Source organism: Paenibacillus sp. FSL R7-0340 (genome assembly GCF_038002205.1).
GTDB classification, from domain to species: domain Bacteria; phylum Bacillota; class Bacilli; order Paenibacillales; family Paenibacillaceae; genus Paenibacillus; species Paenibacillus polymyxa_B.
In genome coordinates, this window is record NZ_JBBOBY010000001.1 from 4,984,426 (window position 1) to 4,997,560 (window position 13,135).

The following is a 13,135-nucleotide window of genomic DNA, read 5'->3' on the forward strand; positions in this document are numbered from 1 at the left end:
CCCACATCATTTTATTTGTTATCTGTTTTTTCTTTAAACCCAAAGATCCACGTTAGCGAAAATGCTACAGCAAAGCCGATTACACAAACTAAAATGTAAAGAAATATCTGATTGTTCAGGTACAATAACATTCCAGGTAGGGCTGTAATCGACATCCCCGTTGCTTGAATATTAAATATACGTGCGAAGAAACCACCAACCGCTCCTCCAATCAAGCCCATCATGAACGGTTTGCCATATCGAATGTTCACCCCAAAGATAGCGGGTTCTGTAATGCCCAACAACGCTGACAAGGTAGAAGGATAAGCAATGGATTTGGTTTTTACATTTTTGGATTTTAGACCAACAGCTAGCGCAGCACCCGCTTGTGCGCAAATCGACGCCGAACTGATCGGGTTCACCATATTCCAACCATTGCCCACTAACATCTGTATTTCAATCAGGTTTAAGGCATGGTGTAGTCCGGTAACTACAATAATCTGATTGATGCCACCGTAAATAAATCCGCCGATGCCGTATGGTAATTTCAAAATGGCGGTAACAGCCATTAATATTAAAGCTTCCACCTCGTGAAAAATGGGACCAATTACGAACAATCCCAGTACCAGTGTTATTAATAATGTTAGAAACGGTGTTAGAATTAAGTCCAATGCATCGGGGACTGACTTCCTGATCTTCTTCTCCAGCATCGCCCCCACGACACCTATTATGAAAGCAGGCAGAACCGAGCCCTGATAGCCTGCAATTTTAATGAATCCGAAAAACACTAGTGGTTCCTGAACTTTTTGGGCGACATCCCAGGATGTAGGCAACGAAGGACTCACTAACATTAATCCAATCAAAATCCCCAATAGCGGCGATCCGCCAAACACCCGGAAGGCCGACCAACATACCAACACGGGTAAAAATGCAAAAGCCGTATCGGTCAATATTTGTGTAAACAATATGAAATTCGCAGAAATATGATCAGGCGTAAGTCCAAATAACTGGAGCAGTGCAGGCTGAGTTACTAAGCCTCTAACTCCCATGAATAATCCTGTAGCTACCAATGCGGGCATAATCGGAACAAATACATCCCCGAAAACTCGGATCATTCTTTTGAACCGATTATCATCTTGGGTGGAGGCCATTTCTTTCAAATCAGCCTTTGATGTAGCAGATATGCTTTGACCAACCATGGCATCGTATACTTTATTTACAGTACCGGTTCCAAAAATAATTTGATATTGCCCAGAGGTAAAGAAAACGCCTTTGGCCTTATCAATATTCTCAATAAATTCATCATCAATAATTTCTCTATCTTTTACAATCAGCCTCAGCCGTGTGGCACAATGTGCCATGGAAATAATATTGTCTTCTCCGCCAAGCCCTTTAATGACATCTTGGGCTATTTTAACGTATTCCTTTTCAAGACTCATCAGTCTCTTCCTTTCCTCTGTTCCTCTTAGTTAGTCTGAATCATTTGAAAATTTGATCAAATATGCTTCTTAAGAATATCATGACTGCGCTTTCAAACAGCGGGATTATTTTACTACATTAAGGTCAAATTTTGACCTTTTTATACTTTTGATTAATTATGATGAAACAATAAAGTGCACCCTAGAATACATACTGGAATAACCTTCTGGTTTATCCCCATGTATTTTAAAGGTGCACTTCAATTGTTGTATAGAGAGTTAATTACGTTTTACTTAGTGACTTTCAACTGAGCACTGTCAGCTGTATAGATAACCTTCACTTTATAATTGCTTGGTAAACCTACTGTTTCAATCGAAGAAAATGCTCCATTCCGTTTACCATAAGTTAAGATCGTAGCACCATTAGCCGGTACATATTTGTTAGAAAAATTCAGACGTAATTTTCCGTTGAGTATGGCTGTTCCCTTCATTTTGAGCACATCATTTTTACTGCGCAGGTTAAGCTCAAGTGTTCCCTTGGCAGATTGTCTGTAATTTCCGCCAATAATCAGCTTTCCAGAAGCATTTTTAAGCAGAGTTCCCCCGTTATTCGTAATTCCACCACTTCCGAAAGCCGTTTCCGAAGTTCCCTCCAGAGTACCTTGTTCGATCTGTGTACCGCCGGAATACGTATTGTTGCCCATTAGCTTCAACGTACCTGTTCCCTTTTTAGTCAGCTTTCCAACGCCGGAGATATTGTTGCGCCAGCGATCCAGTGCATTGAAACCGCCTTTGGAAGCGTCCATATTTACCGCAACATTATTGGTGAAAGCACCGTAGCCATCCGCGGCGGAAAACAGGTTCAATCGTCCCCATCCCTCAGCATCATCAAGTACAGGATAGCCGGAAGGAATCCCTGTAGTAGCCAAAACCCAACGACGTTGTGTGCTATCCAGGTAAGGCAAGCGTGTCTCCAACAGTACCTCAGCTCCCTTAGGCACTGTCATTGGCGTCGTAGTTGGATTAACCTGACTGAATCCGTATGTTAATCGTTGATTATAATTTTTTTTGTTTGTGGCATAATTGCTGAATCGATCTGGAGCTGTGCCTTTCTGAGACAGCAGTTGTTTACGAGCATCCTGATAAGCCGCTTTCTTCAAACTGCTATTGGCCGGATCAGACAGGATAGCAGCAGCCATCGCCGTTGCCATGACACGTCCTCCCATAACATCAAGCGGGGAGTGCATACCGGCAACAACACGGTTATTGCCCAGCTCCGAAGCTCGTGTCAGCAGTTCCTGATAACGCTCCGGCACGGCATAGGCCATAGCAATAGAACTGAGATACGCAGCATTGGTATGACCGCTAGGAAAGCCGCCATCGCTAGTAGCATCAGCTTTGAGAGCAGGAATAAGGCTCGGAACAACCACTGAGTTATCGCTCCAGCGAAACGGACGAGGATAGCTAAAGTAAGACTTAGCCGGGTTCGTCGTAGAGTATTCCCCGCGCAAGGTATTTACCAGATTTACAATGTTGCCGAGATTGGAGCTTGTACTCCCTGCATTCGTTCCCTCATCTTCGTATTTCTTAGTCAGGGCATCTGCCGGAATGTCGTTGATCGTTGTCGTGGCACCTGCATTCTTTCGATATACATCAGTGAGCGAACCCAGACCGTCGATCACACTGTAGCTCTGGTTTCTGAGATCATCCAAATAAGCCGCATCGGCCTCACTGGAAGTGCGACGGGCAGCTATATCAATCACTTTTTGAATATTGGCGTCCAGCACGCTGCTGTTTAGCTTGGTACCTGTATCCCAGGTAGCGCCGGGAGTCCAAAGCTTATTAAATTCGGAGAGCAACCCGAGGGTCGGATTAGAGCTTTCCGTCTTATTGGCAGAACTATTATTTTTATAATGATCTACGAAATATCCCCACGATGGTTCTGTTGGAGTTACCGTTGTTGGTAGGGTTGCCGCACTCGCATAACTTCCACCCAGGGAACCTAGAAGTAATGGTAAAGATAGTAATGCAACTGATAATGGTTTCCTTAGCGATTTCATTCTCAAATCAGATCCTCTCTTCTCTTGTGCTCTTCGTACTTTCTCTACGGAGCTATTATCTAAATAACAAGATGTATGATATAAAGAATCATATCTTAAGTTTGTTAAATAAAGAGCTTAGTTTTGTTAAATGAAAAAAAGGCATCCCAAGAGCCGTATATACGACTCTGGAGACACCTCGTTCAAAGCGTTATAGAAAAACCAGCTACCCTACAGCCATACTTCTATGACTTTGCCATTCACGAAAGCTACCGCCTTGAAATAAAGACTACGGTTGCCGTATACCCAGGCTTCGACTTGAGTTCCGTTTGAAGCAGCCCCCTTTTCTCTGACTGTTGGGTTTCCCCATGCGAACTGCACCTGCGTCGTATTCATGCCTAAGCTTACCTCATTATTTTTAATCTTGTTCCAGATGGCTTGCGACCATTGGTATTTCTTGTACGGATCGTAAGTCAGAAATTGATCGGAATCAGACAGCATTTGTGGAATGCGTGAAGCTCCGATGATGGAAAACGTGTCATAAGTTTCGCCATTGGCCCCCTGGAAAATAACTTCGTAAGATTTAACACCGTTCGGGTCCGTGCTGACTTCGATATCTTTAACTGTTACCTTGCCAAATCGATCTCCAGCGCTATAGAAGTTATTGACCCAATAGGTTTTGCCAATTAATTTGGACAGACTGCCCAGATCAATGGCTCTGATAATTTTTGCCGTTTCCGGCGTCTCAATGACCAGCTTGGTAGCGCCCACAGATAATTCTCCTTGCTGGCGGTCACGATTCCATTTGAATCCGCCCAACTTCAGATCGGTCAGTAATGTTCCCGGGAATACAACCTGTCCGTTAACCGTTTGAACCTTGCCCTTCAGTGCAACAGGTTTACCATTCACCATCGCGGTGGAACTCCCTTTTTGGAGTACGATATTGTTTTTACCCAGCTTGATCGTAAAGGTCTGGTTCGCCACGGTAACAGATCCACCCAGCGTCTTGAACACAGACTGCACAGGTAAATACACATTGCCGTTCAGTATAGCCGCCCCGGTCAAGGTTTGATCGGACGATACCTTTAGTGTAAAAGAAGATGGTATTCCTTCGGTCTGCAGAGCTACGGATGTGCTTCCAATGCCCCTTACTTTGAGTATACCCGAACCATTCTGCTGTAGCTCGGCAACCTGCGGTTTCTCTACTTCAATCTCACTAGCTTCGGGATGACGTGTTAGTCGATAACCGTTCGAATACGTCTCTTGTACATTTAATTGAATCGTATCGCCGATGGCAGCCTCTTTGGAGGTCGTCAACAAGGACATACCCGTTAATGTAGGCAAGCTCAGCGCAGTCGTGATCCCATCCTTATAGCCGACCCAAGAGCCATCCTTTAATTGTGCAAAAAGCTCGTCAGGCGAATCAACCAACCGTGCAACATTAGATAACCCGCTAAGCTGCACAGCTGGATATTTCTTCATTCGGTCATAGCTCCATACAGTCCCGTCATGATGTACAGTAATCAAGACATGTGTACCTTTTTTCCATAAAATTGAAGCAATATCACTTCCCACTTCGCGCGGTGGTTCATTGGTCAGCATATCCAGCATCGTGACATGGCCATCTTCCTTAAGTACTGCAGCATACGCCGTACTCATTTTGATATCAAGCGCACCATCTACATGACCTATCTTGCGGGGCTTAGATTCTGCGTACCCTGTGGAATACCATACATCACCGGATCGAGTAAGAACCGTAAAATAGGTACTTACCTTATCACCATCTATAGCATCCAATATTCCCTCAACCTGTTCTCTTCCCCAGGAGATCGTCCCATCGGTTTTAATAGCCAAACCCTCACCTGTAATTTCTTTAACTCCTGAGGATTGAGCCGTCACTTTTGGGTCGGAGTTATCATCCCAGATGGCTACCTTCCCGTCCTCAGTCCAGCCATAATAACCTTGGCTCTCGTTTTTGCTGCCTGTAATGCCTTTCAAATTCAATTTCTCAATAACCGGGCCATCTATACTCTTTCTCCATAAAGAACCGTCATCCAGTATGTAGTTATTCCGGTCGATCACGTCTATAATTTTAGCGTTTTTCCAAGTGTTGTTCGTCGTTACATTTGCCGCTACTGCTGTTTCTCCAGTGTTTAACGTAGTTCCCACCACCGCTCCACATACCATGGATACTGCCAGCAAAATCTTCGCTGCTTTTCTCATCGTGGTTCCCCTTTTCTATCTATATTTCCATATCAGTATTTTGCATAATTCCATTCCCAAAGCTCAAAAATATAATATATAGACGAACTGGATCACTTCGATCTCTATTTTGCTGATTTGAAAAGCGCTCTTGGGACTTATGCAAAATACTCACATATATATCGGTTTTGAGGATGATAAACGTTTGAATTTCGATGTACCATTTTAGAAACCAACTAAATCGAGTAATAAAGAGTATCCAGCAGAATGGGCAAGCAGCGATGAGTAAAGGGGGACTTTATCCCACTTTCAGCCATTTGCTGCAAACGGATCGCTTCCTATATCTTAAAATATACATACATATTCGGAGGTTGCCATGACTAGTAAATCTGCTACAAAAAATGAAACGGGCCAATCGCTTCCCCTCCCGGGGCCGCAAGCGAAAAGCACCGTTTTTGCGATTCTGATTGCGATCAGTTTCGTCCATCTGTTCAATGACTCGATTCAATCGGTCATTCCAGCGATCTTTCCGATCTTAAAGGAATCTATGAGCCTGAGCTACACGCAGATCGGCTGGATTTCATTCGCGATCAATTTTACAGCTTCAATCATGCAGCCCGTGATTGGCTTGTTTTCGGACAAACGACCTACGCCAGCTATTCTTCCCATCGGTATGGGCTTTACGCTGACTGGCATGCTGCTGCTCGCCTATGCTGCCGATTATAAAGCGGTGCTGATCGCAGTCATCTTTGTGGGTCTGGGCTCGGCTGCCTTTCACCCTGAAGGCTCGCGCGTATCCCATATGGCGGCAGGATCACGCCGGGGATTGGCACAATCCATTTTTCAAGTTGGCGGCAATGCGGGCCAATCGCTGGCGCCGATGCTCACGAGCTGGATTTTTATCCCGTTAGGACAATTCGGTGCGATCTGGTTCACAGGTATTGCAGCAGCGGGAATTGTGGTGCAATCGTTCATCGCCCGCTGGTACGGTAACGTCCTGCGTACAGAAGGCATTGCACGCAAAAAAGCGGTGGCACGCCGCATGAAGCCCGAAGTGCGTAACCGCGTTATGTTTGCCATGATTGTCCTCATTCTACTGGTATTCGTCCGTTCGTGGTACTCAACCTCGGTCGGAAGCTACTATTCGTTTTACCTGATGGAAGTATTTAAAATGCCATTGGCTGATGCACAGCTCTACATTTTCCTGTTCCTCGGGGCTGGAGCGCTGGGCACCTTCTTTGGCGGTCCTCTCGCGGACCGTTTTGGTAAACGCAACATGATTTTTCTGTCCATGGTATTAGCTGCACCACTCGCGCTGGCACTACCTTATGCCAACCAATTCTGGACGGCGATCCTGCTGGCAATTATCGGGTTTATTATGCTGTCTAGCTTTTCGGTCACAGTCGTATATGCACAGATGCTTGTGCCCGGCAAAATCGGAACCGTGTCCGGTCTCATTACGGGCCTCGCTTTTGGCCTTGGGGGTGTGGGCGCACTCGTGCTCGGCAACTGGATCGACAAGGTAGGCATCACTCACATCATGTTCCTGTGCGGCTTTTTGCCACTGCTCGGCATCTTAACCTTCCTGCTTCCTACAGATAAAACCCTGAACCGCTGGGCGGAAGAAAATGGAGCCGAAGTGTAACAGGCAAACGTGTGGCGGCCATCTTGGCCGCTGCACAACTTTATAGCCAACTCACGTGTTTCCTCACGAAAAAAATATCCCCTTTTACGCCTAAGTGTTGCAATCAGTTCTCTACTTCTGCCAAACGCATCAAAATACGACGCTTCCGATACAACATTTTCCCTGCTTCTGCTACGTCACTAATAGCGCTTCGATTCGCGATGGAGCCGAACAAAATGCCCGCAATCGGGACCATTTGAAGCAGCTTTTTCCATCCAAACTGATCACGATAGGTGTTAATGACCTCTCTCCATCCCTGCATCTGGGAAAAAACCTGTGCCTGACGTGAAGGATCATCAAACAAAGCCAGCTCCTCTAAAACAGCCTTTTTACCCACAATATCAGATGAAGCAAATTGCATACATTTAATAATAAAAATGCGTTCCTGCTTATCATGGGGATTAAAGCCATAACACAAGGCTATTTCCTGAAGCACTTTGAGTGACAAGCCGAGCAAAAGAGGAATATCCGCCGCAATCGTAAACACACCCCCAATCCCCGTTGTTGCTCCCTGAGCGGTGGCAAAGGTAATGCGACCCGCCGTCATCTCGTCGGCAGTCCGATCCATGATTGTTAGCGGGAGCTCAGCCGCCTGCTTCAACTCCCACCTAGGTTCGGCACTATGTTCCGAATCAGCGTTTTCCCCGGCACGAGGCAGGTCCTGCGTATCCGACACGGAATCTGTGCCATTTTGCTGAATTACATGTTCATGGGCCGTCTTTTTCAGCCTGTTCAGAACCGTTTCTTCCTTCACCAAATATTTGCCGCCGTTCTGAATGAAGCTGCCCATCTCATTAAGCAGTTGCTCTAGCTTGTCTTTAATGATTTTGGGCGTCAGCCGATCCAGCAGCATAAAAGGCCATCTGCCGATTTTTTCCCAGAAAAAAATGTCCTTCTGTTCCTTTTCCCATTTTTCAATATTCTTCAGCTCATGACGCAATACGTCCTGGCTTTCCCGATATTCTGCAAGTTGCTTCATAACCGTAGACGTCTCCTTTTGACTATGCTAGTTTATGTATGGGTAATACGTAAGCAAGGCGAGTTCAGGTTTCTTTTTTTAGCAAACTAGATGATATAGAAAGTTAAAATCCGTACAGATCGGAGTGTAATGATGAATAATGTAGAGCTTGTCCCTTACCATTGTGGGCATGATGCCATTTTACATACCTTCTACTTACCTGAGGAGCAGAAGCAGTTTACTGGAATGCCGGATGAAATGCTGACACTGGCCAAGGAAGATCCGCACCGCCATCCTGTCGTGATTACGGCTACTAGAAGACCCGTTGGATTTTTCATTTTATACGATGGGGAAGAATTAGCGGACTATACGAATACTGCTGAGGCACTGCTGCTGCGCGCGTTCTCTATTCATTACGCAGATCAGGGACAAGGATTCGCTAAAAAAGGGCTGCTTTTACTACCACAGTTCATCGCCAGACACTTCCCACATATTCGCGAGATTGTACTGGGCGTCAATGCCCGTAATCTGCCTGCCCAAAATCTGTATCGCAAATGCGGCTTTATCGATGAAGGCAACACTAAAATGGGACAACACGGCTTGCAGCATATTTTTAAAATGAGCCTATAACGTTGAGCTCATAGCCTTCGCCCAAATAAAAAAGCTTTCGGCACAAACGCCGAAAGCTTTTATCGTTAAATCTCACCAATGGAAAAACTCAATTTGTAATTACCAAACTTCGTAAGCTCATCCAGCATGGTATTTAACTCTGCCTGTGATGACATGCGCAAGCGCATCCAATAACAGCCTTCCCCACTCACCCGATGGATTTCGACAATATAGGGATGCTCCCGTGCAAAAGCCTGGAAAGCACTGTGAGTCGTTCCTGAATTCAAAAAAACCGTAATAAAGGCATGAATCGTCTGGCCAATTTTTTCAGGGTTCCAGCGCAGCGTATAGCCCTCGATAATGCCCGCATCCTGCATTTTTCGAACACGTGCCCCTACGGCTTGGCCTGTCAAATGAACAAGCTGGCCGATCTCCTTGTTCGATAAAGAGCTGTCTTCAATTAAATGATGAAGAATGCGCAGATCGGTGTCATCAGGTACGAATAGTTCCATAGTTATTTTTCCTTTCATGATGAAACGAGTATGCTGGTTTTCCTTTCAGCAGGCTGTAGCCTGTAGCTCCTTGCGTCAGATATGATTGTAACAGAAACAAAGAACCACCGAAAATATACTCGGTCCAAAAACATTCACTACCAAAGGAGCTTCCATATATGAAAATCACACTAATCCGCAACGCAACCTTATGGTTGGAATACGCTGGAGTAAAATTTCTGATTGATCCGATGTTAAGCGATGCTGGCGCAAATCCGCCAGTTCCCAATACGGAAAATGCCCGCCGTAATCCGCTGGTTCCCTTGCCGCCGCAATGGCAGGCACTCGGACAGCCTGACGTTGTGATCGTCACACATTTACATCCGGATCATTGGGACCCGGCAGCAGTACGCTGGTTGGACAAACAAATTCCCGTCTTCTGCCAGCCCGGAAATGAAGAACAGATCGCTGCTGACGGTTTTACACAGGTTACTCCGATTTGGGTAGCTGGTTCTGTGGGAGAAATTGAGATTATCCGTACAGCCGGGCATCACGGCACTGGAGAAATCGGGGAACAGATGGGACCCGTATCCGGCTTTGTGTTTCAGGCTCCAGGTGAACCTGTCGTCTATTTGGCTGGGGATACGATCTGGTGCAGTGAAGTCGCGGAAACACTGGATAAATACCGTCCTGAGTGGACAATTGTGAACGCTGGAGGAGCACGGTTTACGGTAGGTGATCCTATTATTATGACTGCCCAAGATGTAACAGCTGTTGCGCAGTATGCCACTTATACACAAATCGTGGCTGTCCACATGGAGGCAATCAACCATTGTCTACTAACTCGCTCCGAGCTTACGGAACACATCAACCGTGAAGGTTTGGAGGGACGCGTCCATATTCCGGCAGATGGAGCAACGGTTTCGGGATAATATGTGTTCTGGCATCTGATGACGGTTCCTACATTCCAGGCCAAACAAACAAGACACCTCCAGCATCCACATTTCAAGTGGGGCTGGAAGTGTCTTGTTTTACGATATCGAATCTGAGCTTAAGCTGATCTTTTGTTTTTGTTGTAAATATCGAAGGCAACTGCCAGCAGCAGCACCAAGCCCTTGATACCTTGCTGCCAGTCAATACCCAGACCAATCAGAGACATGCCGTTATTCAGTACGCCCATGACCAAACCACCGATAATGGCTCCAAAAACGGTTCCGATCCCGCCGGATGCCGAAGCACCGCCGATAAAGCAAGCTGCGATGGCATCCAGCTCAAAGTTCGTACCTGCTCTCGGCGTAGCCGCGTTCAGACGTGCAGCAAAGATCAGACCGGAAATGGCGGCCAGCACGCCCATGTTGACGAATACCCAGAACGTTACTTTTTTCGTTTTGACACCGGACAGACCCGCTGCCTTTTCATTTCCACCCAACGCATACACATGACGGCCCATAATCGTGCGGTTCATGACGAAGGAGTATACAACGATCAGTATGAACAGCAGTACAAGAATGTTAGGTATCCCCGCGTAGCTCGCGAGCATGAAGGTGAACAGATTGATAACCGCAGCCACCACAATCAACTTGAGTACAAATAATGTCTGTGACGGAACCTCGAATCCATATTTAAGCTGCGAACGACGTTCGCGAAGTTCGTTCACGATAAACCATACCGTGAGTGCAATGCCGACAATGATGGATACCAGGTTATACCCGGTAGATGAAAAATCCGGCAGGAAGCCTGAACTGATTTTCTGGAATCCCCCCGGAAATGGAGAGATAGATTGGCCTTCCAGCACGATCATGGTCAATCCGCGAAAGAGCAGCATTCCCGCCAATGTAACGATAAATGCCGGAATCCTCACATAAGCGACCCAGAACCCTTGCCATGCGCCGATTAACGCCCCGACCAGCAAAGATGCAATCACAGCGATCCATGCTGGAAGCTGCCAATCGACCATCATTATGGCGGCAACCGCACCAACAAAAGCAGCTATGGAGCCGACGGACAAATCAATATGTCCAGTGATTATGACCAGCACCATCCCGATGGCCAGCACGAGAATATAGCTGTTTTGCAGAATCAGATTTGTAATATTAATCGGCTTCAACAGCAGGCCGCCCGTCAGCACCTCGAACAAAATCATAATGACGACCAGCGCAATCATCATGCCATATTGGCGAATGTTATTTTTAAATAGTTTAGTTATGGTTTCCATGCTTCACGCCTCCTGACTTGGTCATATATCTCATCAACGTTTCCTGCGACGCGTCCTCACGGCTAACCTCTCCAGTGATCCGCCCAGCATTCATGACATAAATCCGGTCACATAAGCCTAGTACCTCTGGTAGCTCGGACGAAATGACCAGCACTCCCTTGCCTTCAGCGGCAAGTCGATGAATAATCGTATAAATTTCATATTTGGCGCCCACATCAATGCCGCGTGTCGGCTCATCCAGAATCAGAATATCCGGCCCGGCAAAAATCCATTTGCTCAGCACCACCTTCTGCTGATTGCCGCCACTCAAATTACCCGTTTTCTGTAAAATGCTCGGCGCTTTAATGTTCATGCTTTTTTTCATTTCCTCTGCAATAACGACTTCCTCCTGCTCATTGACGACAGCACCCTTCGTCAGCTTGTTCAGACCAGTCAGCGAAATATTACGCTTGATATCATCCATCAGAATGAGGCCATACTCCTTGCGATCCTCTGTCACATAGGCAAAGCCGTTGTTGATGGCGTCCGTAACCGTGTTGTTCTGGATCGTCTTGCCGTCTTTAATCAGCTGACCGGAAATGTTGCGTCCATACGACTTGCCAAAAATGCTCATCGCCAGCTCGGTCCGTCCCGCTCCCATCAGCCCGGCAATACCGACAATTTCACCACGCCGAATGTTCAAATTCACCTGATCCAGCACCTTGCGGTCTGCATGGTGCTCGTGATACACCGTCCAATCCTTCACTTCCAAAACGACTTTGCCAATCTTGGCATGACGCTCTGGATAACGGCTGGTCAGATCACGTCCAACCATGCCGCTAATGATCCGATCCTCCGTGACCTCATCCTTTTTCATATCCAGTGTCTCAATCGTCTTTCCGTCCCGCAAAATCGTAATTGAATCCGACACCTTTGCGACTTCATTCAGCTTGTGGGAGATAAGAATGCAGGAAATGCCCTGTTTTTTAAATTCCAGCATCAAATTAAGCAGATTTTCACTATCATCCTCATTCAACGCCGCTGTCGGTTCATCGAGAATAAGCAGCTTCACCTTTTTTGAGAGCGCTTTCGCAATTTCAACTAGTTGTTGCTTTCCGACCCCGATGTTCGTAACTAATGTATTGGGATTTTCACTCAAACCGACCTTGGACAGCAGCTCGCGTGTCCCTACAAAAGTCTCTTTCCAATCAATCACGCCGCCACTGGCGCGTTCGTTGCCCAAATAAATATTTTCCGCAATCGAGAGATACGGGATCAGCGCCAGCTCCTGATGGATAATGACAATGCCCAATTCCTCGCTCTGCTTGATATCCTTGAACTCACACGTTTTGCCCTGGAAAACAATATCCCCTTCATAGGTTCCATGCGGATATACACCGCTCAGTACCTTCATCAGCGTCGATTTGCCTGCACCGTTCTCACCGCACAAGGAATGGATTTCGCCTTCCTTGACCTTGAGATTTACATTTTCCAATGCCTTCACGCCGGGAAAGGTTTTGGTAATTCCCTTCATTTCCAAAATGATTCCAGTCATGGGATA

At 46.3% G+C, this 13,135-nt stretch carries 10 protein-coding genes; 3 read left to right on the plus strand and 7 right to left on the minus strand.

Annotation, left to right across the window (positions count from 1 at the left end; translation table 11 throughout):
• Positions 1-11 precede the first annotated feature (11 nt).
• The 3 genes from MKX59_RS22180 to MKX59_RS22190 all read right to left on the minus strand — a co-directional run bounded on the left by MKX59_RS22180 (position 12) and on the right by MKX59_RS22190 (position 5,659).
• Positions 12-1,418, minus strand: coding sequence for a sucrose-specific PTS transporter subunit IIBC (locus MKX59_RS22180; RefSeq protein ID WP_023987359.1), 1,407 nt, complete (start codon positions 1,416-1,418; stop codon positions 12-14).
• 269 nt (positions 1,419-1,687) lie between these two features.
• Entirely contained in the window at positions 1,688-3,457 is a 1,770-nt protein-coding gene (locus tag MKX59_RS22185) for an acid phosphatase (RefSeq protein WP_340858947.1), read from the minus strand.
• A gap of 210 nt (positions 3,458-3,667) precedes the next feature.
• Positions 3,668-5,659 carry a copper amine oxidase N-terminal domain-containing protein gene (locus MKX59_RS22190; protein ID WP_340858948.1) on the minus strand — a complete coding sequence of 664 codons (1,992 nt, stop codon included), beginning with the start codon at positions 5,657-5,659 and terminating at the stop codon, positions 3,668-3,670.
• Positions 5,660-6,014: 355 nt separating this feature from the next.
• Here MKX59_RS22190 and MKX59_RS22195 point away from each other — a divergent pair, with 355 nt between their 5' ends.
• Positions 6,015-7,283 (plus strand): MFS transporter, encoded by a 1,269-nt coding sequence (locus tag MKX59_RS22195; RefSeq protein ID WP_076264423.1) that lies wholly within the window; start codon positions 6,015-6,017, stop codon positions 7,281-7,283.
• A gap of 103 nt (positions 7,284-7,386) precedes the next feature.
• Here MKX59_RS22195 and MKX59_RS22200 read toward each other — a convergent pair whose 3' ends face one another.
• Positions 7,387-8,301, minus strand: coding sequence for an EcsC family protein (locus tag MKX59_RS22200; protein ID WP_069081212.1), 915 nt, complete (start codon positions 8,299-8,301; stop codon positions 7,387-7,389).
• Between the two features lie 132 nt (positions 8,302-8,433).
• On the opposite strand from MKX59_RS22200, the gene MKX59_RS22205 reads away from it, so the two are divergent.
• Positions 8,434-8,910 (plus strand): GNAT family N-acetyltransferase, encoded by a 477-nt coding sequence (locus MKX59_RS22205; RefSeq protein WP_048481495.1) that lies wholly within the window; start codon positions 8,434-8,436, stop codon positions 8,908-8,910.
• 65 nt (positions 8,911-8,975) lie between these two features.
• Here MKX59_RS22205 and MKX59_RS22210 read toward each other — a convergent pair whose 3' ends face one another.
• Complete coding sequence (locus MKX59_RS22210) at positions 8,976-9,401, minus strand: Lrp/AsnC family transcriptional regulator (RefSeq protein WP_023987353.1); 426 nt, start codon at positions 9,399-9,401, stop codon at positions 8,976-8,978.
• Between the two features lie 158 nt (positions 9,402-9,559).
• On the opposite strand from MKX59_RS22210, the gene MKX59_RS22215 reads away from it, so the two are divergent.
• Positions 9,560-10,312, plus strand: a complete 753-nt coding sequence (locus tag MKX59_RS22215) for an MBL fold metallo-hydrolase (RefSeq protein WP_340858949.1) — start codon at positions 9,560-9,562, stop codon at positions 10,310-10,312.
• Between the two features lie 119 nt (positions 10,313-10,431).
• On the opposite strand, the gene mmsB is transcribed toward MKX59_RS22215, so the two are convergent.
• Both mmsB and mmsA read right to left on the minus strand, forming a co-directional pair.
• A complete protein-coding gene (gene mmsB, locus MKX59_RS22220; RefSeq protein WP_023987351.1) occupies positions 10,432-11,595 on the minus strand; it encodes a multiple monosaccharide ABC transporter permease in 1,164 nt (387 codons plus the stop codon).
• Positions 11,579-13,129, minus strand: a complete 1,551-nt coding sequence (gene mmsA / locus MKX59_RS22225) for a multiple monosaccharide ABC transporter ATP-binding protein (protein WP_075153860.1) — start codon at positions 13,127-13,129, stop codon at positions 11,579-11,581. Before mmsA ends, mmsB begins: the two co-directional genes overlap by 17 nt.
• Between the last annotated feature and the right edge of the window lie 6 nt (positions 13,130-13,135).

Coding starts and splice junctions, on each gene's coding strand:
- MKX59_RS22180 (WP_023987359.1), bottom strand. CDS start 1,418: ATGAGTCTTGAAAAGGAATACGTTAAAATAGCCCAAGATGTCATTAAA.
- MKX59_RS22195 (WP_076264423.1), top strand. CDS start 6,015: ATGACTAGTAAATCTGCTACAAAAAATGAAACGGGCCAATCGCTTCCC.
- MKX59_RS22185 (WP_340858947.1), bottom strand. CDS start 3,457: ATGAAATCGCTAAGGAAACCATTATCAGTTGCATTACTATCTTTACCA.
- MKX59_RS22190 (WP_340858948.1), bottom strand. CDS start 5,659: ATGAGAAAAGCAGCGAAGATTTTGCTGGCAGTATCCATGGTATGTGGA.
- MKX59_RS22215 (WP_340858949.1), top strand. CDS start 9,560: ATGAAAATCACACTAATCCGCAACGCAACCTTATGGTTGGAATACGCT.
- mmsB (WP_023987351.1), bottom strand. CDS start 11,595: ATGGAAACCATAACTAAACTATTTAAAAATAACATTCGCCAATATGGC.
- MKX59_RS22200 (WP_069081212.1), bottom strand. CDS start 8,301: ATGAAGCAACTTGCAGAATATCGGGAAAGCCAGGACGTATTGCGTCAT.
- mmsA (WP_075153860.1), bottom strand. CDS start 13,129: ATGACTGGAATCATTTTGGAAATGAAGGGAATTACCAAAACCTTTCCC.
- MKX59_RS22210 (WP_023987353.1), bottom strand. CDS start 9,401: ATGGAACTATTCGTACCTGATGACACCGATCTGCGCATTCTTCATCAT.
- MKX59_RS22205 (WP_048481495.1), top strand. CDS start 8,434: ATGAATAATGTAGAGCTTGTCCCTTACCATTGTGGGCATGATGCCATT.